At 62.0% G+C, this 25435-nt stretch carries 21 protein-coding genes; 13 read left to right on the forward strand and 8 right to left on the reverse strand.

Annotation, left to right across the window (positions count from 1 at the left end):
* The first annotated feature begins 3 nt into the window (after positions 1–3).
* Complete coding sequence (locus LPJGGPFB_RS20855; RefSeq protein ID WP_173421823.1) at positions 4–6927, forward strand: autotransporter-associated beta strand repeat-containing protein; 6924 nt, start codon at positions 4–6, stop codon at positions 6925–6927.
* Here LPJGGPFB_RS20855 and LPJGGPFB_RS33730 read toward each other — a convergent pair.
* Positions 6891–7460: an acyl-CoA thioesterase gene (locus LPJGGPFB_RS33730; protein WP_427858290.1), complete on the reverse strand. Its 570-nt coding sequence runs from the start codon at positions 7458–7460 to the stop codon at positions 6891–6893. The genes LPJGGPFB_RS20855 and LPJGGPFB_RS33730 overlap by 37 nt on opposite strands.
* Positions 7461–8004: 544 nt before the next feature.
* Here LPJGGPFB_RS33730 and LPJGGPFB_RS20865 point away from each other — a divergent pair.
* From LPJGGPFB_RS20865 to LPJGGPFB_RS20875, 3 genes are read left to right on the forward strand one after another with little or no spacing between them, the layout of a single operon-like run.
* Positions 8005–9954 carry a PrkA family serine protein kinase gene (locus tag LPJGGPFB_RS20865; protein ID WP_173422265.1) on the forward strand — a complete coding sequence of 650 codons (1950 nt, stop codon included), beginning with the start codon at positions 8005–8007 and terminating at the stop codon, positions 9952–9954.
* 25 nt (positions 9955–9979) lie between these two features.
* Positions 9980–11302, forward strand: coding sequence for a YeaH/YhbH family protein (locus LPJGGPFB_RS20870; protein ID WP_173421824.1), 1323 nt, complete (start codon positions 9980–9982; stop codon positions 11300–11302).
* 12 nt (positions 11303–11314) lie between these two features.
* Positions 11315–12856, forward strand: coding sequence for a SpoVR family protein (locus tag LPJGGPFB_RS20875; protein ID WP_173421825.1), 1542 nt, complete (start codon positions 11315–11317; stop codon positions 12854–12856).
* 170 nt (positions 12857–13026) lie between these two features.
* Here LPJGGPFB_RS20875 and LPJGGPFB_RS20880 read toward each other — a convergent pair whose 3' ends face one another.
* The gene (locus LPJGGPFB_RS20880; RefSeq protein ID WP_173422266.1) at positions 13027–13914 is read right to left on the reverse strand and encodes a helix-turn-helix domain-containing protein; all 888 of its coding nucleotides are present in this window, start codon (positions 13912–13914) and stop codon (positions 13027–13029) included.
* A 114-nt stretch (positions 13915–14028) separates the two neighbouring features.
* Between LPJGGPFB_RS20880 and pobA the strand changes: the two genes are divergently transcribed.
* Entirely contained in the window at positions 14029–15201 is a 1173-nt protein-coding gene (gene pobA, locus LPJGGPFB_RS20885) for a 4-hydroxybenzoate 3-monooxygenase (RefSeq protein ID WP_173421826.1), read from the forward strand.
* On the opposite strand, the gene LPJGGPFB_RS20890 is transcribed toward pobA, so the two are convergent.
* Positions 15180–15725: a GNAT family N-acetyltransferase gene (locus LPJGGPFB_RS20890; RefSeq protein WP_173421827.1), complete on the reverse strand. Its 546-nt coding sequence runs from the start codon at positions 15723–15725 to the stop codon at positions 15180–15182. The genes pobA and LPJGGPFB_RS20890 overlap by 22 nt on opposite strands.
* 192 nt (positions 15726–15917) lie before the next feature.
* Between LPJGGPFB_RS20890 and LPJGGPFB_RS20895 the strand changes: the two genes are divergently transcribed.
* Both LPJGGPFB_RS20895 and LPJGGPFB_RS20900 read left to right on the forward strand, forming a co-directional pair.
* Positions 15918–16793, forward strand: coding sequence for a hypothetical protein (locus LPJGGPFB_RS20895; RefSeq protein WP_173421828.1), 876 nt, complete (start codon positions 15918–15920; stop codon positions 16791–16793).
* 46 nt (positions 16794–16839) lie between these two features.
* A complete protein-coding gene (locus tag LPJGGPFB_RS20900; RefSeq protein ID WP_173421829.1) occupies positions 16840–17049 on the forward strand; it encodes a hypothetical protein in 210 nt (69 codons plus the stop codon).
* A gap of 29 nt (positions 17050–17078) precedes the next feature.
* Here the strand turns inward: LPJGGPFB_RS20900 and pcaQ are convergent, their stop codons facing one another.
* Entirely contained in the window at positions 17079–18005 is a 927-nt protein-coding gene (gene pcaQ / locus LPJGGPFB_RS20905; RefSeq protein WP_173421830.1) for a pca operon transcription factor PcaQ, read from the reverse strand.
* 93 nt (positions 18006–18098) lie between these two features.
* On the opposite strand from pcaQ, the gene pcaD reads away from it, so the two are divergent.
* The 5 genes from pcaD (at position 18099) to LPJGGPFB_RS20930 (ending at position 21857) form a co-directional block, all read left to right on the forward strand.
* Positions 18099–18911: a 3-oxoadipate enol-lactonase gene (gene pcaD, locus LPJGGPFB_RS20910; RefSeq protein WP_173421831.1), complete on the forward strand. Its 813-nt coding sequence runs from the start codon at positions 18099–18101 to the stop codon at positions 18909–18911.
* Positions 18904–19308 carry a 4-carboxymuconolactone decarboxylase gene (gene pcaC, locus LPJGGPFB_RS20915; RefSeq protein WP_173421832.1) on the forward strand — a complete coding sequence of 135 codons (405 nt, stop codon included), beginning with the start codon at positions 18904–18906 and terminating at the stop codon, positions 19306–19308. Before pcaD ends, pcaC begins: the two co-directional genes overlap by 8 nt.
* Positions 19309–19320: 12 nt before the next feature.
* Complete coding sequence (pcaH, locus tag LPJGGPFB_RS20920; protein WP_173421833.1) at positions 19321–20070, forward strand: protocatechuate 3,4-dioxygenase subunit beta; 750 nt, start codon at positions 19321–19323, stop codon at positions 20068–20070.
* A complete protein-coding gene (gene pcaG / locus LPJGGPFB_RS20925; RefSeq protein WP_173421834.1) occupies positions 20070–20684 on the forward strand; it encodes a protocatechuate 3,4-dioxygenase subunit alpha in 615 nt (204 codons plus the stop codon). Before pcaH ends, pcaG begins: the two co-directional genes overlap by 1 nt.
* A gap of 117 nt (positions 20685–20801) precedes the next feature.
* Positions 20802–21857, forward strand: a complete 1056-nt coding sequence (locus tag LPJGGPFB_RS20930; RefSeq protein WP_173421835.1) for a 3-carboxy-cis,cis-muconate cycloisomerase — start codon at positions 20802–20804, stop codon at positions 21855–21857.
* 2 nt (positions 21858–21859) lie between these two features.
* Here LPJGGPFB_RS20930 and LPJGGPFB_RS20935 read toward each other — a convergent pair whose 3' ends face one another.
* The 3 genes from LPJGGPFB_RS20935 to LPJGGPFB_RS20945 all read right to left on the reverse strand — a co-directional run bounded on the left by LPJGGPFB_RS20935 (position 21860) and on the right by LPJGGPFB_RS20945 (position 23483).
* Complete coding sequence (locus LPJGGPFB_RS20935; RefSeq protein ID WP_173421836.1) at positions 21860–22189, reverse strand: tetratricopeptide repeat protein; 330 nt, start codon at positions 22187–22189, stop codon at positions 21860–21862.
* Positions 22190–22222: 33 nt separating this feature from the next.
* Positions 22223–22813 (reverse strand): flavin reductase family protein, encoded by a 591-nt coding sequence (locus tag LPJGGPFB_RS20940; protein WP_173421837.1) that lies wholly within the window; start codon positions 22811–22813, stop codon positions 22223–22225.
* Positions 22814–22874: 61 nt separating this feature from the next.
* Positions 22875–23483, reverse strand: coding sequence for a superoxide dismutase (locus LPJGGPFB_RS20945; RefSeq protein ID WP_173421838.1), 609 nt, complete (start codon positions 23481–23483; stop codon positions 22875–22877).
* A gap of 105 nt (positions 23484–23588) precedes the next feature.
* On the opposite strand from LPJGGPFB_RS20945, the gene LPJGGPFB_RS20950 reads away from it, so the two are divergent.
* Positions 23589–24269 (forward strand): helix-turn-helix transcriptional regulator, encoded by a 681-nt coding sequence (locus LPJGGPFB_RS20950; protein WP_173421839.1) that lies wholly within the window; start codon positions 23589–23591, stop codon positions 24267–24269.
* 182 nt (positions 24270–24451) lie between these two features.
* Here LPJGGPFB_RS20950 and LPJGGPFB_RS20955 read toward each other — a convergent pair whose 3' ends face one another.
* Positions 24452–25219 carry an SDR family NAD(P)-dependent oxidoreductase gene (locus LPJGGPFB_RS20955; RefSeq protein WP_173421840.1) on the reverse strand — a complete coding sequence of 256 codons (768 nt, stop codon included), beginning with the start codon at positions 25217–25219 and terminating at the stop codon, positions 24452–24454.
* Positions 25220–25435 lie beyond the last annotated feature (216 nt).

Here is a 25435-nt window from a genome sequence, read left to right on the forward strand (position 1 = left end):
CCTTTGAAAAAAAATAATAGTACTATTCAGGGCTTGGCCAGCAGCCGCCGCGGCGATGAACTGCCCTTGCGCCGGCGCCGGCCTGTGCTGCTCAGCGGCACGGCCCTGTGGATGTTCGCGGCATCGGGTCTTGCTCTCGGCATGGTTGCTTCCGCGCCGGTCGCGCAGGCGGGTGGAAAGGGCGGTGACGGCGGCAGCACGATCGGCACGGGCGGTGGTGTCGACGGAAACTTGCAAGGTACGCCAGGCGTCGCGGCGTTCGCTTCCGGAAACGGCGGCGGCGGCGGCGGGCCGGGTGCGGCTGGTGGTGCGGGAAGCCAGAGCGGAGCAGGGGTTGCCGGCAGTGGTGGTGCCGGTGGGACCGGCGGCAGCCCGAACGGAGCGACGGGCGGAACCGGCACCGGCAGCGGCGGCGACTTTGGCGGCGGCGGCGGTGGCGGTGGCGGTGCGCACGGCAGCGTCGGCATCGCAGCCGGTCGCGGTGGCGATGGCGGCACCTCGTCGAACGGCGACGGCGGCGGCGGCGGCGCCGGCGGCTACGGCCGGATTGTTGCCGCTGGTGGCACGGACAGCATAACGGGCACGGCCGTTTCAGGCGGACAGGGTGGCAACGGCGGCAATGGTGGTGCAGCGACGGGCGGCATCGGACTTGGCGGCAGCGGTGGTGACGGCGGCGATGGCGCGGCACTGGTCAATGGTGGAACATTGACGGTGAACACCAACGTGACGGGCGGTGCCGGTGGCAACGGTGGTGCAGGCGGTCAGCTGTCAGAGAAGCGCAATGGCGACGGCGGCCACGGTATCAGCGCGCTGAACGGCGGTACGGTGAACGTCAACGGCACTGTGTGGGGCGGTCTGGCCGGAACGGGCGGGACAGGCGGCGTGGGCGGTTCGGGCCTCTTCGGACGCGATCTGATTGTGAACCTGGGTGCTTCCGGCTCCATCAACGGGCAACCCGGTGGCAATGCCATGACCTTTGATGGCGGCGCCAACACATTCCGTTTTCTGGCCACGTCCCCCGGCCTTTTTGGCAACATTGCAATCAACAATTCCGCCAGCCTGACGATTGAGCAGAGCAGCAACGGTAGTCTGAGCAGTGCGATTACGGGCAACGGGTCGCTTAGCAAAACCGGCAGCGGCACGCTGACACTGGGTGGGATGAACACCTATACCGGTGCAACGTCGATCGCGGCGGGCGGTACGCTTGCCCTGTCCGGCCAGGGCCGGATCAACGCCTCAAGCGGCCTGACGGCCGACGGCATCTTCGACGTCTCGGCGGCGGGCGCACCGTCGGTAAAGTCGATTGTCGGCAGCGGCCAGGTGGAGCTCGGCACCAAGACGCTGAATATCACCAATGCGATCGGTACGTTCTCCGGCGCGATCAACGGCAGCGGCGGCATTTCGGTCAAGGCCGGCACCCAGATCCTGACAGGTGTCAACACCTTTACCGGTCAGGTGGGTACGGACGCCGGTGCGACGTTGCAGATCGGCAATGGCGGTGCGGGCGGTTCACTCGTAGGGAACATCAGCAATACCGGCGCGGTGGTCTTCAACAGTTCCAGCAGCTTGCTCTATGGTGGGTCGATTACCGGCAATGGTACGTTCTCGCAGATCGGCACGGGTACGCTGACGCTGACGGCGACCAACAGTACGGCTGGCGCGGTAACGATCGGCACGGGCAGCACGCTGCAGCTCGGCAATGGCGGCACGACCGGCTGGATCGGCGGCAGCGGCAATTTCCTCGGTGTGATCACCAACAACGGCACGCTCGTCTACAACCGCTCGGACAATATCAGCCATGCCGGCACGTTCGGCGGCAGCGGAACGATCACGCAGGCCGGAACCGGCAAGCTGACGCTGACGGGAAACAATTCGCTGTTCGCTGGCTCAACGTCGGTGACGGCGGGCACAGCACTTATCAACGGCCAGCTTGGCGGCAACGTCAATGTCGGCTCCGGCGGTACGCTCGGCGGATCGGGCCGGATCGGCGGCGGTGTCACCGTCAATGGCACACTTTCCGCCGGCACCAGCCCGGGCACGCTCACGATTGGCGGCGATCTGACGCTGAATGCGGGCTCCACATCGGTGTTCGAGATGGGCGCGCACGGCCTCGTCGGCAGTGCCGGCAACAACGATCTGGTGAAGGTCGGCGGTAACCTGACGCTCGGCGGCGTGCTGAACGCCCAAGTGGCGTCGGCCGGTTTTTACCGGCTGTTCGAATATGACGGTTCGCTCACGGGCAGTTTTGTCGCGACGAATGCGACATCGACGGCGCCGAGTTTCACCGTTGCCAGCCATGAGGTCCAGACAGGCATTGCCAAGCAGGTCAATCTCTCTGTGCTCGGCACCGGCCAGACGATGCACTTCTGGGACGGCGCGGACACGACCGGCAACGGCGCGGTCAACGGCGGCGCCGGCACCTGGTCTTCGACAGGGACCAACTGGACCGGCTCGCCAGCGCGCTCCAGTATCAACGGCAGCTTCGGCGGATCGGTCGGCGTGTTTGCCGGTGCGAACGGCGGTGTCGTCGATGTTATCGGCACGCAGAGCTTCGACACGCTGCAGTTTTCTGCCACGACCGGTGGTACAGGCTACACCCTCAATGGCGACGCGCTGACCTTCAATCCGGCAAGCGGCACGGCCGCAATGATCAATGTCGCCAGCGGCGTTTCAGCCACGATTGGCTCGGTGCTGCAGGATGGCGGGGCCGGTCGCGGGCTCAACAAGGTCGGCGACGGCACGCTGACGCTGAAGGGCGCGAACACCTACACTGGCGCGACGAGCATCAACGCGGGCGGCACGGTGGCTTTGTCCGGACCGGGCAGCATTAGCACCTCGAGCGGCCTGAAGGCCGACGGCATCTTCGACGTTTCCGCAGCGAACGCGGCGCAGGTCAAGTCGCTTACCGGCAGTGGCCGGGTCGTGCTCGGCAGCAACACGCTTGATATCAGCAACGCCACGGGCACATTCGCGGGCGCGATCACCGGCACCGGCGGGGTCAACATCGCGGCCGGCACGCAGGTTCTGACCGCCGCCAGTACCTATACCGGTGCGACGACGGTCGCGGCGGGTAGCACGCTGGCGCTTTCGAACCAGGGCCGGATCAACACCTCGAGCGGATTGACGGCGAACGGTATCTTCGACATCTCGGCGGCTGGCGCCCCGGGGGTCACGTCGCTGGCCGGCAGCGGCCAGGTTGTGCTCGGCAGCAAGTGGCTGGCCATCAGCAACGCGGCCGGTACGTTCTCCGGTGCGATCAACGGCACCGGCGGCATTTCTGTCAATGGCGGCACCCAGGTTCTGACCGGTGCCAACAACTTTACCGGCAGTGCGGTGACAAATACCGGTGCGACGCTGCAGATCGGCGACGGCGGCGCAGCTGGCTCGATCGTATCGGACGTCTTCAACAACGGCGCGGTGGTCTTCAATCGTTCCGGCAACTTGACCTATGGCGGCTCGATCACTGGCGACGGAACGTTCTCGCAGATCGGCGCGGGCACGTTGACGCTGACGGCAGACAGCAGCACGGACGGTGCGGTAACGATCGGTGCGGGCAGCACGCTGCAGCTCGGCAATGGCGGCACGACCGGCTGGGTCGGTGGCACGGGCTCGATCGCCAACAACGGCGCGCTCGTCTACAACCGCTCGAACGATGTAGTCTACGCCGGCGCTGTCTCGGGCAACGGCACACTGACCCAGGCGGGCACGGGCAAGCTGACGTTGACGGGCGACAATTCGCTGTTCAACGGCGCAACGTCCGTGACGTCGGGCACGACCTACGTAAACGGCAAGATTGGCGGCAACGTCAATGTGGGTACCGGCGGCACGCTCGGCGGGTCGGGCGAGGTCGGGGGCGACGTCACGGTCGATGGCACGCTTTCGGCCGGCAACAGCCCGGGCACGTTGACGATCGCTGGCGATCTTACACTCGGCGCTGGATCCACGTCGGTGTTCGAGCTGAACACGCCCGGCCTCGTCGGCAGCACCGACAACGATCTGGTGAAGGTTGGCGGCAACCTGACGCTCGGCGGCGCGCTGGACGCTCGGGTGGCTTCGGCCGGTTATTACCGGCTGTTCGAGTATGACGGTACTCTCATGGGCAGTTTTGCCTCGACGACTGCCACATCGACGGCGCCAGGCTTTACGGTTGCCAGCCATCAGGTCCAGACGGCCATCGCCAAGCAGGTCAATCTGTCGGTGCTCGGCACCGGCCAGACGATGCAGTTCTGGGACGGTGCGGACACGACAGGTAATGGTTCGGTCAACGGCGGCACCGGCACCTGGACGTCTGCCGGCACCAACTGGACTGGCGACCCGCTGAATGCCGGCGTCAACGGAACCTTCGGCGGATCCGTCGGCGTCTTTGCCGGCGCCACCGGCGGCACCGTCAACGTCGTCGGCACGCAGAGCTTCGACACGCTGCAGTTCTCCGCGACGACGGATGGCACCGGCTACGTCATCAATGGCGGCGCGCTCGCCTTCAACCCGGCGAGCGGCACGGCGGCGACGATCAATGTCGGCATTGGCGTGACGACGACGATCGGCACGGTGCTGCAGAATGGTGGGACCGGCAGTGGCCTCAACAAGGTGGGCAGCGGCACGCTGACGCTGACGGGCATGAACACCTATACCGGTGCAACGAGTATTGCCGCTGGCGGCACGCTGGCGCTCTCGGGCCAGGGTCGAATCAACGCCTCGAGCGGCTTGACCGCCAACGGCACCTTCGACGTATCGGCGGCCGCATCGGCGCAGATCAAGTCGCTCACCGGCAGCGGCCAGGTTGTGCTCGGCAGCCAGACGCTGCTGATCAACAATGCTACGGGCACCTTCTCCGGCGCGATCAACGGTACCGGCGGCATCTCGGTCAATGCCGGCAAGCAGGTCCTGACCGGCACAAACGGCTTTGCCGGCGGCGCCGGTATCGCCCAGGGCGCGACGCTACAGGTCGGCGATGGCGGCACGGGCGGTTCGCTTGCATCCAATGTCACGAACTTCGGCGCGCTCGTCTTCAACAGCTCCGCCAACACGACCTATGCGGGCTCGATCAGCGGCCCCGGCTCGTTCTCTCAGATCGGCAGCGGCACGCTGACCCTGACGGCAACCAGCAGCAGTCGCGGCCCGGTCACGATCGGTACGGGCAGCACGCTGCAGCTCGGCAATGGCGGCACGACCGGCTGGATTGGCGGCACCGGCAACTTTGCCGGCTCGATCACCAACAACGGCACGCTGATCTACAACCGCTCCAACGACGTCAGCTATGCCGGTACATTCACCGGCACCGGCGCGCTCACCCAAACGGGAACGGGCAAACTGACCTTGACGGGCGTCAACACCTTCACAGGCGATACGGCCGTCAAGTCGGGGACCCTCGTCGTCAATGGTTCTTCGGTGAACTCGCGCCTGACCACCATCCATCGCGGCGCACGCCTCGGCGGTACCGGCACGATCGGAAACACGACCATTCTGAGTGGCGGCGTCCATGCACCGGGCAATTCGATCGGCACACAGACGATTGCCGGCAACTATACCAACAACGGCGTCCTGCAGATCGAAGGCACGCCTTCAATCACCGACAAGCTGATCGTGACGGGCAACGTCGACATATCAGGCGCGACGCTCGATCTCCTGCTTTCGCCCAATACGGCGGCAAGCTGGAATCCGGTCAACGGCCCGTTCATCCTCATCGACAAGCAGAGTTCGGGCGCGATCACCGGCACCTTTGCTTCGATCGTCGACAACCTGGTGTTCCTCGATCCCACCGTCGAATACAGCGGCGGCGACGGCAACGATCTGTCGCTCAAGCTGACCCGCAACGACATCAGCTTTGCCAGCACCGGTCGGACACGCAATCAGATCGCCACTGCTGGCGGTATCGATGGCTTGGGCATGGCAAACCCGGTCTTCAACGCGATTGCGTTTGCCGCAACGCCTGAAGCAGCGCGGGCCGCCTTCGACCTGCTTTCCGGCGAAGTGCACAGCTCCTTCCAGTCGATCCTGATCGAGGACAGCCGGTTCCTGCGTGATGCTGCAAACGATCGCCTGCGCTCGGTGCTTGGGGCCGTGGGAGCCAAACAGTCTTCCGGAAGCGGCACCGAGGCCGATATGGGTGAGCTCGCCATCTGGTCCCAGGGCTTTGGTTCCTGGGGGCGCTGGGATGGCGATGGCAACGCGGCCAAGGCAGATCGATCCATCGGCGGCTTCTTCGTCGGTGCCGATACGCAGGTGGACGAATGGACCGTCGGTGCGCTTGCCGGCTACTCGCGCTCCTCGATGGATGTCGACGCGCGGTTCTCCTCTGCCACGTCCGACAACTATCATCTCGGGCTCTATGCCGGCGGACAATGGGGTGACGCTTCGCTGCGCACGGGTGCTGCCTATAGCTGGCACGACATCGAGACGAGCCGCTCCATTTCGTTCCCGGGCTTCTCTGACAGTCTCAATGCCGACTATAGTGCCGGCACTGGCCAGGTCTTCGGCGAGTTTGCCTATGCCGTCAAAACCGGAGCAGTCGATTTGGAGCCGTTCGCCAATCTCGCCTATGTCCACCTCAACCGCGACGGCTTCGCCGAACATGGCGGGGCAGCAGCGCTCGTTGGCAAGGATGCCTCGCAGGATACGACGTTCACCACACTGGGTCTGCGCGCAGCCAGCAGCTTCGATCTCGGCGGCGTGTTGGCGACAGCGCGTGGCACGGTTGGCTGGAAGCACGCCTTTGGCGACACGCTGCCGCTGTCGTCGAACGGGTTCTCGTCAACGAGCACGTTTGTCATCGCCGGCGTTCCGATCGCCGAGAATGCAGCGGTGCTTGAGGCCGGCCTCGACTTTGCGCTTACGCCGGAGGCCAATCTCGGACTGATCTACGCTGGACAGTTCGCCAGCGGCGTCAGCGATCAGACGTTCAAGGCAAACCTGAGCCTCAAGTTCTGAGAGATCGCAGCCGACGCTAATAGCCGCCTGTCGAGGTCATGTCTGACTTTGGCAGGCGGTTTTTCTTGTCCGAAAGGGTGGCCCAGGCGCATGACCGCCGGTCGAAGCGATTGACCGCTTTCCGGGCGCGGGGCCGTTTGCATCGCATCCGCGCACGCGTCGACGAGGCAGGCGGTTACGGGGCTGTACGGTGGCACTGCGGTCGGATGTCCCTCGGCGTCCACGGCGACCATGGTGAAATAGCAGGAATTCGTGTGCCGACGCTCGCCGGTGCGGATGTTTTCGGCTTCGACGCGGATCCCGACTTCCATCGACGTCCGCCCGGCATGATTGATCGAGGCGAGAAAGGTCACGAGTTCGGCGACATGGATCGGCTGGCGAAAGACGACCTGGTCAACTGGCAGGGTCACTGCGTATTCCTGCGAATAGCGTGAGGCGCAGGAGAATGCGACGCGATCCAGGAGGTTCAAGAGTGCGCCGCCCTCGACTTTGCCGCTGAAATTGGCCATGTCGGGCGTCATCAAGACGGCCATTTCAAGCTCGCTGGTATCGTGTCCGGCTTCCACAGCAACTCCTCTGGAATCATTGCAGCCCTCGTGGGCAGATGATAGCAAGCTTGTCGTCGGCCGATCAGTGAACAAGTCTGCATCGTCGATGATCGGATCGCCCGGGATCGTGCCACATTCTCGGATGCCTCACCTCGAAGGCAGTCAGGAATGGGTATTTGGCAGTAGTGCGAGGCTGTCTTTTGCAGAGCCGGTCAAATACGCGATCTTGGAACGTTCTCGCAGGGCATTTCGATCGGGGCCTTCAATAGAGGTGCGCGCTGGTTGGTGTTCCTGAAAAGCCGGATGGCTGTTCGGCCCGCTTCACGCCGATTTCGTATTTGTACCTCGAATTCGCTATTCCGATTAGGTGCGGAGATGGCTGGCTGTTGTGCTAGTATAAAACCGTCCGCTTTCACTCGACGCTGTGAAGGCAGCCAAATTCGGGAACAACCCCGTCCCGAGTATGTTGTTAAATAGAGTAGCGGTCGCGTCGCAAGTGCATGACTTCCGGCGGCCGCAGGAGGGTTACATGAGCGCCAGTGACGGTGATGTTTTCGACCTTTTTTCGAAAACTTACGCAAGTGGAGTGCAAGAGAGTTTAAGTTTACAGGAGTATCTTCTCGCCTGTCGCGACGACAAGAGCATGTACGCCACTGCGCCAGAGCGCATGGTGGTCGCCATCGGCGAACCTCAATTGATAGACACGAGCGCGGATGAGCGCCTCGGTCGGATCTTCGCTAACCGCACCATCAAGATCTACCCTTCCTTCTCGGACTTCTATGGAATGGAGGATACGATTGAGCGGATCGTCGGATATTTTCGATATGCCGCTCAGGGCCTCGAGGAACGCAAGCAGATCCTTTACCTCTTGGGGCCGGTGGGTGGTGGCAAATCGTCGCTTGCCGAGCGTCTCAAGAAGCTGATGGAGCAGCAACCGATCTACACGTTGGCCATCGACGGTAAGATAAGCCCCGTCTTTGAATCCCCCCTTGGCTTGTTTAGCCGCGATCGCATGGGAGAGTTGCTGGAAGACAAGTACGGAATTGCGAAGAGACGGCTCACCGACCTGGTATCGCCTTGGGCGGCCAAACGACTGGACGAAATCGGCGGCGATATTTCGAAGTTCAGCGTCGTGAAGCTCATGCCCTCGCGGCTGCGCCAAATCGCCATCGCCAAGACTGAGCCAGGCGACGAGAACAACCAGGACATATCCGCGCTCGTCGGCAAGGTCGATATCCGCCAGCTTGAGAATTTCAGCCAAGCCGATCCCGACGCCTACTCCTATAGCGGTGGGCTCAACAGGACCACGCAAGGGCTGCTCGAATTCGTCGAGATGTTTAAGGCGCCGATCAAGGTTCTGCATCCTTTGCTCACCGCCACGCAGGAAGGAAGCTACAATGGCACGGAGAACTTCGGCGCTTTTCCCTACCATGGTATCGTACTTGCCCATTCCAACGAGTCCGAATGGCTCCAATTCAAGCACAACAAGAACAATGAGGCATTTCTCGACCGGATACTCGTCGTCAAGGTTCCCTATTGCCTGCGTGTCACGGAGGAACGGCTGATCTATGAAAAGCTGCTTCGCGAGAGCGAGTTGGCCGAAAACCCCTGCGCGCCCGAGGTGCTGGAGAACCTTAGCCGCTTCACGGTGGCGACACGCCTCGCGCTACACGAGAACTCGCCGTCCTATACGAAGATGCGGGTCTATGACGGCGAGAACCTGAAAGATACCGATCCCAAGGCGAAGTCCCTGCAGGAATATCGCGATGCCGCGGGCGTTGATGAGGGCATGACCGGCGTCAGCACCCGCTTTGCCTTCAAGGTGCTGTCGGAGACCTTCAACTACGACACCAAGGAAGTCGCGGCCGATCCGGTTCATCTGATGTACATCCTGGAACAGGCTATCCGGCGGGAGCAGTTTCCCAAGGAGACGGAAGCGAATTATCTCGATTTCATCCGGTCGGAACTCGCTGCCCGCTATGCCGAGTTCATCGGTCACGAGATCCAGAAGGCCTATCTCGAATCCTATAGTGAGTATGGTCAAAACCTGTTCGACCGCTATATCTCCTACGCGGATGCTTGGCTCGAAGATCAGGACTTCAAGGATCCCGATACGGGTCAGATACTAAATCGCAACGTTCTCGATGGCGAGTTGTCGCAGATCGAGAAGCCCGCAGGGATTGCAAACCCTAAGGATTTCCGCAACGAAGTCGTAAAGTTCTCACTGCGTGCCCGCGCCAGGAACAACGGGCGCAACCCCGCCTGGACAAGTTACGAAAAGCTCCGGGAAGTGATCGAGAAGCGCATGTTCGGCCAAGTCGAGGATCTTTTGCCGGTCATCAGCTTCGGCTCGAAGAAGGATAGCGCGACCGAGAAGCAACACGCTGAATTCGTTGAACGCATGACCGAACGGGGCTACACCGAGCGCCAAGTCCGGCGGCTCGTTGACTGGTACATGCGGGTCAACAAGGCAGGTTGACGATGTGCAAGCGGGGGATGGGCAGATGCCAAACTTCATCGATCGCCGGCTTAACCCCAAGGACAGGAGTCTCGGCAATAGGCAGCGCTTTTTTAAGCGGGTCCGTGAGGAATTGAAGCGGACGATAAGGGATCAGATAAAGTCGGACAGGATCACCGATGTGGATGCCACTCACGGCGTTCCGATCCCGAAGCGTGGTGCGGACGAACCCAGCTTTCACCATTCGCGCGCCAGCGGTGAGCGGAACTATGTCCTGCCCGGAAACGAGACCTTTTCTCCGGGAGACCGACTTAGGAAACCGGAAACAGGCGGTGGTGGTGGTGGTGGGGCCGCCGGGCCCGGACGAGGCGAAAACACGGACGACTTTCTTTTCGTGCTGTCGCGCGAGGAAGTGCTCGATCTTTTCTTCGAAGATCTGGAGCTTCCGGATATGGTGAAGCTGAACCTGCGGGAAACCGTCAGCTACAAGTCCCATCGCGTCGGTTTCTCGACGGTGGGCACGCCTTGCAATATCAATGTCGGACGAACGATGCGCAACAGCTTTGGGCGGCGCATGGCCCTGCGCCGCCCAAGCGAGAGGGAATTTCAGGCACTTACGGAAGAGATCGCGACGCTGGAACGGGAGGAGGAGCCATCCCTGCAGCAGCGCCGCAGGCTCTCGCACCTGCGCGACGAACTGGCAGTTGTCGAACGGCGGCGGCTGCGTATCGCCTATGTCGATCCCGTCGACGTGCGGTTCAACCGTTTCGAACGTCAGCCTTTGCCGAACGCGAGCGCGGTGATGTTCTGCCTTATGGACGTCTCTGCCTCGATGGGGGAGCGCGAGAAGGACCTTGCCAAGCGCTTCTTCGTTCTCTTGCACCTGTTTCTCAAGCGCCGTTACGAGCGGATCGATATCGTGTTCATCCGCCACGCGGATGAGGCGCGGGAAGTTGACGAGGAGACGTTCTTTTTCAGCAAACAGAGCGGCGGCACGGTCGTTTCCACCGCGCTTGAGGAAATGCTGCGGATCATCGAGGACCGCTATCCCTCGAACCTCTGGAACATTTATGCGGCCCAAGCCTCTGATGGCGACAATGCCAACGGCGACTCGGATCGGTGCGCCGAGCTTCTGCGGGAGAAGCTTATGCGTCTGTGTCAGTACTACGCCTATGTCGAGATCATCGACGAGCGCGAGAGCGAGATCTTCGGGTCGACGGACAACGGCACCTCACTCTGGCGAGCCTATCGCACGGTCGACAGCGTGGTGCCGAATTTCCAGATGACGCGTGTTGCAAGGCCCGCCGACATCTACCCCGTTTTCCGCAAACTTTTTGCCCGGCATCAACCCGTTCAATTGCGCAGGTGAGGGGACGACCGAATGGCGAAACGGCCAGTCTCCAGCCTGCTGTTCGACGGTTCCGAATGGAATTTTGCGACGCTTTCGCGGGTCTATGATGCGATAGACGCGATTGCGATCGATGAGATGGGATTGAACGTCTATCCGAACCAGATCGAGGTCATCTCTTCTGAACAGATGCTCGACGCTTATTCATCCGTCGGCATGCCGTTGATGTATCAGCACTGGTCGTTTGGAAAGCGCTTCGTTTTCGAAAGCCAACTCTATCAAAAAGGCTATCGCGGGCTGGCCTATGAGCTCGTGATCAATTCCAATCCCTGCATAACCTATCTCATGGAAGAAAACACGATGCCGATGCAGGCGCTGGTCACCGCGCATGCCGCCTTCGGCCACAATCACTTCTTCAAGAACAACTATCTGTTCCGCCAGTGGACGGATGCCAGCGGGATCCTCAGCTACATGGACTTCGCCAAGAAATACATCGCCAAATGCGAGGAACGGCATGGACTGAATGCGGTGGAGCAGGTTCTTGATTCGGCGCATGCCCTACAGGATCACGGCGTATTCCATTATCGCCGTCCGCCTCGGCTCTCTTCCGCAAAGGAGATGGAGCGGGCCCGCGAGCGACTGGAATACGAAGAGCAGACTTACAGCGATTTATGGCGGACGCTGCCGATGGCCGGCGGGAGTTCGGGCACCGAGGAGGCGGAGCGCGAGGCTTTGGAGCGGACGAAAGTGCTTAATCTTCCCGAGGAGAACCTGCTCTACTTCCTGGAAAAGCATAGTCTGATCCTTGAGCCTTGGCAGCGAGAGATCTTGAGAATTGTTCGCGTTGTCGCGCAATATTTCTACCCGCAAATTCAGACCAAAGTGATGAACGAGGGATGTGCAACTTTCGTCCACTATTCTATCATCAATAGACTGTTCGATCAGGGGCAGATCAGCGAAGGCGCAATGTTGGAGCTGCTCTCAAGCCACGCCAACGTTGTTTTTCAACCGAGCTTCGACGACACGCGCTTTTCGGGCATCAACCCCTACGCGCTGGGCTTTGCGATGATGCAGGATATCAAACGCATCTGCACCGAGCCGACGCAGGAGGATCGGGATTGGTTTCCCGGGATATCCGGCAACGGCAATTGGATGGGCACGCTGATCGACGCTTGGGAGAACCACCGCGACGAGTCCTTCATTCTGCAATATCTGAGCCCGGCGCTGATCCGCAAATTCCGTCTGTTTCGGCTCTCTGACCACGCGACCAACAAATTTTGCGAAGTCACTTCGATCCATAACGAGCAGGGCTACGCTGCTGTGCGTGCCGCGCTTGCAGGGAATTACGACCTGGCGGCCAATAGGCCGGACATACAGGTGGTGGATGTCGATCTGCTGGGGGATCGCCAGCTTAGGTTGAAGCACGTGATTAAGAACGGCATTCTGTTGGAGGAAAATAATCGAGGTGCGACTCTTGCGCATATAAGCCGGCTTTGGGGATATGAAGTGAGCCTGGCAGGTATCGATGTGTCGACTGGCAAAGTCCTCTATGAATGCTCCTCCACACAAGCGTGACCGCAAGCGAGCGGCTCTGTTGCCAGATCTTGAGGCGGCATCAACTGTCAACATAGTAGATGCGATCCTTCCTTGGGCGTCAAGGACACTGGTCAAGCGCGACCGTCGGATTGGCCGCTATCGCCGCGATGGCGATCAGGTGTTGTTCGTTGGCTGGCTTGGCCTGGAAGTTATGCTCCGAGCTTCGTGCGCTCCGCAAGCCGCCATGCCCTGGGTGTCATTCCGGTCTGGCGCAGGAAGAAGCGGGAGAAATAGGCGGGATCGGCAAAGCCCAACCTGAAGCCGATTTCCTGGACGCTGCCGCGGGTGAAAACGAGCTCACGCCGTGCTTCGTCCGTCAGCTTGCGCGTGATGATTTCGTGCGCGCTCTGGCCGGTGACGCTGCGGGCGATGCGATTGAGATGTGTTGGCGAGAGACCAAGTTCGCGGGCATAAAACGCCGCCGGCTTGTGGGCGCGATGGTGTTGCTGGACGAGGCCGAGGAAGTGTTCGACGCGCCGTTCGTCTTGCGTGTCGGCGGCATCGTCCTTGGCGGGATGCGCTTCGTCGAGGCGGGCGCTTAGCGTCAACGCCGACGTCAGGTAGGCGTCGAGCAGGTCGGTGCGATGGCTGCGGTTGGCCTCCCATTCCGCCCCCAGCCGGGCGAGCGTCAACGCCACATAACGGCCGTCCTCACTGGTATCGAGGCGGGTTGCGCGCGGTGCCGCCATCCAGGCTCCAAGGCGGCTGCGTTCGCCGGGTGATACCCTCAGATGCGAGGCGAGAACGGTGAAGACGAATCCGTCTATATCCCGGGAGAAACGGAACCCATGGCTGGTTGCCGGCGGCACGGTAATCATCACCGGCGGGCGAATGGCGTGCACCGTGTCGCCGAAGATCGCATCTCCCGATCCGTCGCCAATGTACAAGATCTGAAAGAAACTCTCATGGCGATGCAACCCGATCTCCCAATGGTGCAAGCTGCTGCGCGACGGAATCGTTTCGCAATGCAGCCAGAAATCTGGCCGTTCTCGCGCTTCTTCGCCATAAAGCTCGTAGGTCGGGACCGGTCGTTTCATCGCTTGCATCCATCGACGATGTTCGATTAGTGCAATTTCTTGGGCGAAATGTCCATTGAGGCCAGAGGCGCTCCCACGCAAGATTTTGTCAAAAGTCAGTTTCGGGAGGAAGGCATGCGCACACAGGTCGTCATCATCGGTTCCGGTCCATCGGGGCTTCTGCTCGGGCAATTGCTGACCGGCGCCGGCATCGACAACGTCATTCTCGATCGTGTGAGCAAGGACTATGTTCTTGGCCGGGTGCGCGCCGGCGTGCTGGAGGAGGGGACTGTTCACCTCATGGATCGAGCCAGATCCGGCGCTCGCATGCATGCCGAAGGTCTTCCGCATGACGGCTTTTCGCTGGCCTTCGATGGCCGGGATCACCGCATCGACCTTCACGACCTGACCGGCGGCAAGCGCGTGATGGTCTACGGCCAGACGGAACTGACGCGCGATCTGATGGCAGAGCGCGCCCGCACCGGCGCACCGTCCATCTACGCGGCCGCAAATGTCGTGCCGCATGATTTTGATGGCCATGCCCCCTCCGTCACCTATGAACTGGACGGCACAACGGGCCGCATCGATTGCGATTTCATCGCCGGTTGCGACGGCTTTCACGGGATCAGCCGCAAGTCGGTTCCCGAAAAGGCGATCCGCACCTTCGAGAAGATCTATCCCTTCGGTTGGCTCGGCATCCTTGCCGACGTCCCGCCGGTCAGCCACGAACTGATCTACGCAAACCACCCGCGCGGGTTTGCGCTTTGTTCGATGCGCTCGCAAACCCGTAGCCGATACTATCTTCAGTGCGCGCTCGACGAAAAGGTCGAGGAATGGAGCGACCAGCGCTTCTGGGACGAATTGAGGCGGCGGTTGCCGACCCATCACGCCGAGGCGCTCACGACGGGGGCGTCATTCGAAAAGTCGATTGCGCCTCTTCGCTCCTTTGTTGCCGAGCCGATGCGTTTCGGACGGCTGTTTCTGGTCGGAGACGCGGCGCACATCGTGCCGCCTACCGGCGCCAAGGGTCTGAACCTTGCGGCCAGTGACGTGCACTATCTCTTCGAAGCGCTGCTGGAGCACTACCAGGATCGCTCGAATGCCGGCATAGATGCCTATTCCGCGCATGCGCTGGCGAGGGTCTGGAAGGCGGTTCGTTTTTCCTGGTGGATGACCACCATGCTTCATCGCTTTCCGGATACCAGCGATTTCGACCAGAAGATCCAGGAGGCGGAGCTCGATTATCTCACGCATTCGCGCGCAGCGGCGACTGCTCTTGCGGAAAACTACGTCGGGCTGCCGTTCTGAAGCGGCCTCATTGCGGCGAGATCGCTGCGAAGCATGCCATAGAGGGCGGTGTCCCATCTGATATCGCCGACCCTGGCGGACGACCGCCGCACGCCTTCTTCGATAAAACCGAGTTTGAGATAGGTGCGGATCGCGGCGGTATTGAAGGTGTAGACGTTGAGTTCCAGCCGCTCGAAGCGAACGTCTGCGAAGAACTGCTCGATGATGCACTCTAGGAACGGTTGGGCGAGGCCTTGTCCGCGGAACCGTGGATTGATCGCGACGCGGCTGAGGCGGCCGACGCCATTGTCCCAGTCGAGCGCCACCTGGGCGTGACCGGCAAGATCGCTGTCGAAAACGCCGGCAAACATCCAGCGCGCCGGTGGATCGCCCAAGGTTGAAGCGTGCATATCTGCGAGCTGCGCCGCATCGAGCGGAAAGCTGAGCCCTGGTCCGCCCCACTGAATGAGTGCTTCGGGGGTCGGGAACCAGACGCCGAGCTCTGCGGCATCTTCGGGAAGGAAGGAACGAAGGGAGATCGGCACGGCGGATGGCGTTTCTGCTCTGGAGTTCTGTGTCGTCGCATTCTTGCGTTTGAGGAAGCATTGTAAAGCGGTGTTTTGCGGTCGGCGTCTCCGCGTGTTGCGGACCACGTACACCTTTTTGCCTATCTTGTTCGGCACCCACCTCGGGCTTATGATTGCACGTCTTCGTTGAAGCAGGCGGGCGGTGCGTCCATGAATGTCATCTCTGCCGTCACCCGCAGCCTTGGAAGAGGCCTGGCGGAACGGGTCGGTCGCAGCTTTGGCAGTTTTGTCGAGCGTGCGGTGAAGGCCGCGCCTACGGCCATCGTCGATGCGGGTACGGACGGCTCCGTCGTTTTCGGCCGAGGGCTTGGTCGTGATGCCGATGATTTGCGCACCGCATTCGTCTGGGCGGCAGAGGAGGCCGCGACAGCCCTCGAAACCCGGCAGGAGGCACTGCCGCGTCTGATCGAGGACGAGCGGCTGGATGGTTCGGCCGCAGAGCCGGGCTCGCTCTTTGACGAATTCACGGCAATTGTCGCCCTCCTCGCCCTGTCTCAGGCGATCGGTCTCGATGGCATACCGGTGCTCGCGCGGCCGGCGATGGAAGGGGCCGATGGACAGACCGCGGCGCCGCTGTTCGATTTTACCAATCTGAAGGCGTTGCAGGCGCTTGCGCCTGATGGAGCGCAAGGCGGGACGCTCATCCGCGAAGCGCTTTCGCGCAGCCGAATGGTGCGCTTAGTCACGGACATCGAGGCTGCCGCCATCGGCGCCTTCGATCTTTTTGCCGCTTCGTTGGAAACGCGATTGCTGGCATTTTCGTTTGGCGGGGGCGCTGCTGCTGCGAGCACGGCACAAATCCAGTTCCGGCTGGAGACAAACATCGACAGGCTCATTGTCGACCGGTTCTTCCAATCGCGCTATGCGCCCCGTCAGTTCGGGGAATCCAAGATTATCGTCGGCCCGCTGAAAGCCGGTATCTATTGTTTCCAGACCTTGAGCATGGGAACGCCACCGCCGGAGATCGATCCCGCAGTGCATAGTGTCTCGCGCCAAAATGCCAAGGGCCACACCGTCAACTTCTAGGGGCAGGCGATGGAAGGTTGGCGATCTCTAGCAATGGTGGGAATGGGTGACGCCGCTCTTGCATCGTATGGGGCCACTGTCGAATGCGGTCGAGTATGCCGGCATGATTGCCACCGCCGGCTGGGCGGCGATTTCCCACTGCGGCTTCCTGCTTTTTCCGCCGCCGAAGTATCGGGAAACGGATGACAATGGCCAGGATCGACCCGAGGCTCGCCAAGCAAACCGGCGCGTCGAAGTCATCTTCTCAAAGCCATGACGAAGCTGACGATCACATGTTTGCCTCGGTCAACCTTTGGCTGACGTTTCCCGAGCTGCCTCGCGGATGGTCTGCATGAGGATGGCGAGCGGTAACGATGGCACGGAGTCGGCACGCATCGTCAAGCCGACCGGGCCTTTGGTTTCGCTCGTGTCGATCGGCAAGACCGCTAGCGTGCCATCTTCGATATCGCTGGCGACCACACCGGCCGAAATGATCCAGATCGCATCGCTGGTGCGCACGAAGGCGCGGCCGAACGCATCGGACACGGTTTCGATCTGGTTGGGCAGGCCCGGTATGCCGTTGGCGATCAGAAATTGGTCGACGAAGGGGCGAATGATCGAGGCGCGTGTCGGCATCAGCACCGGGTAGTCGCCGAGATGTGCGAAGGCCGATTGCTTTCGGGCAAGCAAGGGATGCCCGGCGCGGACGGCAAAGACCACCTGTTCGGAATAGAGGTGCTCGAAGGAAAAGCCCGTCATCTTTTCCGGCGCGGCCAAGCGGCCGACGACAAGGTCCAGATCACCGACGCGCAGCTGTTCGAGAAGCACGGCGTTCTCGCCGGTGACGATCTTGATCCGTGCGCCGGTGTCTTCCTTCAGGAAGAGCGACATTGCCCGCGGCATGATGCGCGTCGAAACCGTCGGCAATGCCCCGATGCGCACAGGAACGCCGTCGCCGGAGCGCTCCTGCGAGACCGAATCGAGGCCCTGGCGAAGCGCCGTCAGCGCCGCGCCGGCGTGGCGAAGAAAGACTTCGCCATAACGGGTGATCTTGATGCCGCGCCCCTCGCGCTCGAAAACGGCGACGCCCAGAACTTCTTCCAGCTCGCGGATGGTCTTGGTAACCGCCGGCTGGCTGACATGCAGCAGTTCTGCCGCCTTCATGACGCTCTTCTGTCTTGCGACCTCGACAAAAGTCTGCAGATGACGAAACTTGACCCGGGCGTCGACCATCTTATTCATAACCCTTGAGTTAATGGAATGCGGTGAAATATCATTTTACCTAACCAGATTAAACAGACAATTTGATTGCAGAGGAGAAGTGCCGTGCAATTTGCCCGCATCAACGACATCACCATCCACTATCAGGTCATCGGCGCCACGGCCGAGCGCCCGGTGCTGGTCTTTGCCAATTCGCTGGGTACGGATTTTCGGATCTGGCGTGATGTCATCGTGCGTCTTGCCGGCGACTATGCGATCGTTCTCTACGACAAGCGCGGCCACGGTCTTTCCGATATCGGCCCCGTGCCTTACGCGATCGAAGATCATGCCAATGACCTTGCCGGCCTGCTCGACATGCTCTCGGTCAAACAGGCGATCATCTGCGGCCTTTCGGTCGGCGGATTGATCGCCCAGTCGCTCTATCAGCAGCGCCCGGATCTCGTGCGTGCGCTTGTTCTCTGCGACACCGCCCACAAGATAGGGACACCAGAGCTTTGGGCGCAGCGCATCGCCGCGATCGAGGAGCGCGGCATTGAAGCGATCGCCGATGGCATCCTCGAACGCTGGTTCACGCCCGAGTTCCGACGCCCGGAAAATGCGGCCTTGATCGGCTACCGCAACATGCTGATCCGCCAGTCGGCGACGGGGTATGCCGCCACCTGCGGTGCGATCCGCGATGCCGACTATACGGAAGCGGCGGCCCGCATCGCCGTGCCCGTCCTTTGCATCGTCGGTGATCAGGACGGTTCGACGCCGCCGGACGTGGTGCTCGCCACTGCGCGCCTTATTCCCGGCGCCCGCTATGAGGTCATCCGCGACGCCGGGCATATCCCTTGCGTCGAAAAGCCGGAGGCTTTGACCGCCGTATTGCGGGCCTTCTTTGAAATTGTAATGCATGGAGACAAGAGCCATGAGTGATGCCTTCGCGCCCTCCGACCGCTATCGCCAGGGCATGGCCACCCGGCGGGCCGTTCTTGGCGATAACCACGTGGACCGCGCGCAAACCGCCTCCACCGATTTCGACCGGCCGTTCCAGGAGTTGATCACCGAGGCCGCCTGGGGACACGTCTGGTCGCGACCGACCTGGACCAAACGAGAGCGGTCGATCGTGACCATCGCGCTTCTGGCAGCGCTTGGCCAGGACGAGGAGGTGGCCATGCATGTGCGCGCCACGGCCAATACCGGCGCCAGCCGTGACGACATCTGCGAGGCGCTGCTGCACGTGGCGATATACGCCGGCGTTCCGGCAGCCAACCACGCGATCAAGATCGTCAAGCATGTCTTTGCGGAGATGGACGCCGGCGAGGCGGCCTGACGGGAGTACGAGATGTCCGACGGAGCAAAGCAGAAACCCGAAACCGGCGCCTTCTTTCCGCGCGACAGAAACTGGCACGCGCCGGCGCTGACGCCAGGCTACAAAACCTCCGTGCTGCGCTCGCCGCAGAAGGCGCTGTTGTCGCTCGACGGTACGATTTCCGAGATCACCGGGCCGGTCTTCGGTCATTCGATGCTGGGCGAACTCGACAACGACCTCATCCACAACTTCGCCAAACCGGGCGAAAGCGCGATCGGCGAACGCATCATCATTCACGGGCGGGTTCTCGATGAACGCGGTCGGGCTGTTTCCGGCGCCCTTCTCGAATTCTGGCAGGCCAATGCCGGCGGGCGTTACCGCCACAAGAAGGAAAGCTATCTCGCGGCGCTCGATCCGAATTTTGGCGGCTGCGGCCGCGCGATCACCGACGAGGAAGGCTTTTATTCCTTCCGCACGATCAAACCCGGCCCCTATCCCTGGCCGAACGGCGTCAACGACTGGCGCCCGGCCCACATCCACTTTTCGGTTTTCGGCCACGGTTTTGCCCAGCGGTTGATCACCCAGATGTATTTCGAGGGCGATCCGATGATCTGGAAGTGTCCGATCGTCAACACCATTGCCGATCGCCGGGCGATCGAGCAACTGATCGCGCCGCTCGACTGGGCCAACACGATCCCGATGGATGCGCGGGCCTACAAGTTCGATATCATTCTGCGCGGTCGCCGCTCGACGCTGTTTGAAAATCGCATGGAGGGCAACTGATGGTCCAGGCGCTCGATTACCTCAAGGAAACTGCGTCACAGACCGCCGGCCCCTATGTGCATATCGGCCTCACGCCGAATTTCTGCGGCATCGGCGGCGTCTACGACACCGACCTCGGCACGACGATGGTCAGTGAACGGACGCTTGGCGAACGCATCACCGTCATCGGTCGGGTGCTCGACGGTACAGGAACGCCGCTCAAGGATGCGCTGGTGGAGATTTGGCAGGCTGATGCGGCCGGCCTCTACAACTCTCCGTCGGAGTTGCGCGGTGCGGCCGATCCGGCTTTCTCCGGTTGGGGACGGTGTCCGACTGGCGGCGAAGACGGCGTCTTCCGGTTCGAGACGATCAAGCCGGGGCGGGTGCCCTTCAAAGACGGTCGGCCGATGGCCCCGCACATCACCTTCTGGATCGTCGCGCGCGGCATCAATGTCGGCCTGCACACGCGGATGTATTTCCCCGACGAGGCGGAGGCGAACGCCGCCGATCCCCTGCTTTTGCGCGTCGAACACCGCCATCGCGTCGCCACGCTTGTCGCGACCGGCAGCGCCCCTAATTATATCTTCGACATTCACCTGCAGGGTGAGAAGGAAACGGTCTTCCTCGACATCTGAAACCGGAATGTCATGCCTGGGGCCGGTCCATTGCATCCCGGTGCGTGGATGGCCCAGACGAGAATGAGGCATTCCGTTCAAGCGCGAGCGTCAATCGCGGCAATCATCGGGGGGACCATGACCTATTCCGCTTTCGATCATCCCTATCTCTCCGGCCTTCTCGGCGATGAGGCGGTCGCGGCCGAATTTTCGACTGCCGCCGACATTCACGCCATGTTGTCCTTCGAGGCGGCGCTCGCTCGCGCCGAAGCGATCCACGGCGTGATCCCGGAAAGTGCTGCCGACCGGATCACCGAGGCCTGTCGCGGATTTTCTCCCGATGTGGCAGCCCTCAGGCGGGCAATGGCGGTCGACGGTGTCGTCGTTCCCGAACTCGTGCGGCAATTGCGGGCTGCGGTCGGCGGAGAGGCGGCAGCGCATGTGCATTTTGGCGCGACCAGCCAGGATGTCATAGATACCAGCCTGATGTTGCGCATGAAGGCCGTTGCCGAGCTGTTCGCAACTCGGCTGGGCGATGTCGTATCGGTGCTGGAGGAATGTGACGATCAGTGGGGCGAACAGACGCTGATGGGGCGCACGCGCATGCAGGCGGCGATACCGATCACCGTGTCGGATCGGCTGCGCACCTGGATCGAACCGTTGCTCGATCACAAGGATCGGCTTGAGGCGATGGAGCGTGACCTCTTTGCCGTCCAGTTCGGCGGCGCGGCGGGTACGCTCGACAAGCTGAAGGACAAGGCGGACGACGTGCGCGCGACGCTTGCCGAGGAATTGGCACTTGCCGACTTTCCGCAATGGCACAGCCAGCGTTCGGAAGTTGCCGATTTCGCCAATGCGCTGTCGCTGGTCACCGGCAGCCTCGGCAAGTTCGGGCAGGACGTAGCCCTGATGGCGCAGCAGGGCGACGAAATCGAACTGGCCGGCGGCGGCGGATCTTCCGCGATGCCGCACAAGCAGAACCCGGTTGCAGCCGAAGTTCTGGTGGCGCTTGCGCGCTTCAACGCGACCCAGCTTTCCGGCGTCCATCATGCGCTGGTGCACGAGCAGGAGCGTTCCGGCGCCGCCTGGACGCTCGAATGGCTGATCATACCGCAGATGGCCGGCGCGACCGCGGCGGCTCTACGTCTGGCCGCCGAACTTGCCGGCAATATCAGGCGGTTGGGCGCTGCCTGAGGCTAGCCCTTGTTTGCGGCCACGCATTGCTTATCCAGCCGTTTGAGGAAGACGGTAATTTCGCGCGCGACCTGCAGGTCGCCCTTCTTTTCCGCGACGGCTCTTCCCTCGGTCCAGATGTGGCGCGCCTCTTCGATGCGGTTGAGCTTCAGCATTGCTGCGCCGCGGAGCTTCCAGGCGGCCGAATAGGCAGGGTCGAGTTCGATCGCGCGGCTCAGGTGGACGAGTGCGGTCTCTGCATCCGCCTCCTGCAGGCAGATGCTGCCGAGCGTGAAGCGCAGAAGCGCGTCGTCGCGGCCGTCGAAGAGAAGTTTTTCAAGCACCTGTCGCATGATTGCTCCCCAACGGATGTTCGTTCGCGCGGCTCAGATCGTCCGGCATGCGGCACCGGATGGCAATGGGCGCCCACCGGATGGTGCGGCAAAGGCTGTCGATCTGTCGAGTGCCTGATATTGCCGCTCACTCCACAGAAGGGGTTCGGCATAACCGGAGGTTTCGGTGGCGATGATCGTTCCGACAAAGAGGCGGTGATCGCCAACGAGGATGGAGGCACTGAGCACGCAGTCCACTCCTGCGGCAGCCCCAAGAAGACGCGGCCGGCCGGAAGGCCAGTCGGCCCAGACGCCGACGAGATAGCGGCTGGCCGCCGCGACCCGACCAGCAAAGGCGTCGGCAACAAGCTCCTGCCCCTGGGCGAGCATCGCCAGCGAGAAGCCATCCTGTTTCGTGATCGCCTCGGCGAGCGCGCTGTCAGCCTTGATCGAGACGACGATCGACGGCGGGTTTGCCGACAGCGAGAAGACGGCTGTCGCGGTTCTACCCAGGCATTCGGAACCGCTGCCGGAACTGACGACGCAGACTGTCGATGCCAGTCGCGCCATGGTGTCGGCGAACTGGGGTCGGGTGACGGCGCGCTCGGTGTGAGTGGCGAGATCGACAGTGACGGTCTGGGTCATGGGATGCATTCCGGCTGGGATGGGGCGCGGCGCCACGGAAGCGGCGCCGCAGCGGGCATGGTCAGGCGGACTTCAGTTCGGCCTCGGCGAACTCGTAGTTCGCCAGGCGGTCGAGGAAGTTGCTGACATAGTCGGGGCGGCGGTTGCGGAAGTCGATGTAGTAGCTGTGCTCCCAGACATCGAGGCCGAGCAGCGCCTTGCCCTCGTTGGTGGCGATCGGGTTCGAGCCGTTGGCGGTCTTCGTCACCTTGAGGTTGCCGCCGGCATCGAGCACGAGCCAGGCCCAGCCGGAACCGAACTGGCTGGTTGCCGCCGCCTTGAAGGCGTCCTTGAAGGCTAGAACGCTACCGAAGTCTTCGACGATCTTCTTCTCAAGACTGTCCGGGATGCGACCGCCTTTGGGGGAGAGGTTGTTCCAGAACAGGATGTGGTTCCAGTGCTGGCCGGCATTGTTGAAGACAGGCGCCAGTTCAGGCTTGCCGTTCACATGGCGAATGATGTCTTCGAGCGAAAGACCTGAAAGTGTCGGGTCCTTTTCGACGAAGCCGTTGAGCGCGGTCACGTAGGCCTGGTGGTGCTTGCCGTGGTGAAATTCCAGCGTCTCGGCGCTCATGCCACCTTCGGCGAGCGCTTCGATGGAAAAAGGAAGGGAGGGCAGTTCGAAGGCCATGGTTGAAATCCTCTTCAGCCGGATGAAACGCAGCGACTGTCTTGTGCGAAAACCATCCGGCGTGTATTTAACAAGACAATTCTTTGTAAATCTCCGGCCAATAATATGTCAAGCGATCACTTGTTAAATCCGGATCAGAGCCAGGGGCGATCGCCGGCCGAGCGCATCCTGCTGGCGCTCAAACTGCAAGGGCCGCAAACGGCCGCCGCGCTCGGCAAGCGCCTGTCGATATCGGGCGAGGCGGCACGCCAGCAGCTCGTCCGCCTTGCGGAGGACGGCCTCGTCAATGCCTGGTCGGAGGCGCGGGGCGTCGGCCGTCCCTCGCAGTTCTGGGGGCTGACTGTCTCAGGCCATGCGGAATTCCCCGATACCCATGCGGAACTGACCGTCCAGCTGCTGCGCACCATCCGTCAGACGCTCGGGGATGCGGCGGTGGATCGCATCATCGCGGCGCGCGAGGAGGAGACGCGAGCCGGCTATCGCGCGGCGCTTGAAGGTGCAAAGAGCCTGCGGGAGCGGGTGGAAAAGTTGGTTTGGCTGCGGACGGCCGAAGGCTATATGGCCGGCTATGAGGAGCCAGGCGATGGCACCTTTCTCTTCGTCGAGAACCATTGTCCGATCTGCGCTGCCGCCGCCAGCTGCCAGGGCTTTTGCCGGGCGGAGATCAGCGTCTTTCGCGATATCCTGGGCAAGGACGTTGCGGTCGAGCGCACCGAACATGTTCTCGCCGGCGCGCGCCGCTGCGCCTACGTCATCGCCCCGGCAACCACCGAAGGTGCCGCCTGACGGCGGCCGGTCCGGCGCGTCATTGCCTGTGTGGCTGCCCCGACAATGCTGAGAGGCCGCCGGGTGTCAGATGCGCCTGATGGACGTGCAAGGCGTTTGAAACGGCTGCCTATCCATGAATGCGCGCAATAGCATGGCTGACCGGATGCTGGCTGCGCCTGGGGCCATCAACATAGCAGGTGTCAGCGCGCGCCCATGCGCAAGGCGCCGTCGAGACGGATGACTTCGCCGTTCAGCATCCGGTTCTCGCAGATATGCTGAACAAGGGCTGCAAATTCCTCGGGCTTGCCGAGACGCTGCGGGAAGGGAACACTCTTGCCGAGCGAATCCTGAACCTCCTGCGGCATGCCAGCCATCATCGGCGTTTCAAAAATGCCGGGTGCGATTGCAACGACGCGGATGCCGTGTCGCGCGAGTTCTCGGGCGATCGGCAGCGTCATGGCGACGACGCCGCCCTTCGAGGCGGAATAGGCCGCCTGGCCGACTTGCCCGTCGAAGGCGGCAACGGAAGCCGTGTTGATGATGACGCCACGCTCGCCGTCTTCGCCAGGCGCTTCCTTTTCCATCGCGGCTGCCGCCAGCCGTACCATGTTGAATGTGCCGATGAGATTGATGCCGACCGCTCGGGCAAAGCTCTCAAGCCGATGGGGACCTTCACGGCCGAGCACCTTTTCGCCCGGCGCGATGCCGGCGCAGTTCACCAGCCCATGGAGGTGTCCAAACGTATCGACAGCCGCGGAAACGGCGGCCGCGCCTTCGGCCTCGCTGGTGACGTCGGTCTTGACGAAAAGAGCATTGTTTCCGAGCGCCTCGGCCATTGCCTGGCCGGCGTCTTCGTTGATGTCGGCAAGCACCACACGCGCGCCGTTACCGTGCAAGAGCCGCGCAACACCGGCGCCAAGGCCCGAACCACCACCGGTTACAATGAAGACTTTTCCGTCGATCAGCATTCCAGAACTCCTCCCAAATCGAACCCCGCAGCCATTCGGCGCTTGCCGCCAATAGCACAGCACGGAGCCCACCGCCGTCAGGCGTGACGGCGCGACGTTAGCGCCTTTGAAACGCGGCGGAAATCGGCCGGAGTGATTTTTGATCCTGCGGCTGCGGATAAAATGGTCCGGCCGCATTTCCGCCGTCAGGCGAAGGCGTGGCGTCGAGGACTGGCC

The organism is Ensifer adhaerens (genome assembly GCF_013283195.1).
Taxonomy (GTDB): domain Bacteria; phylum Pseudomonadota; class Alphaproteobacteria; order Rhizobiales; family Rhizobiaceae; genus Ensifer; species Ensifer adhaerens_G.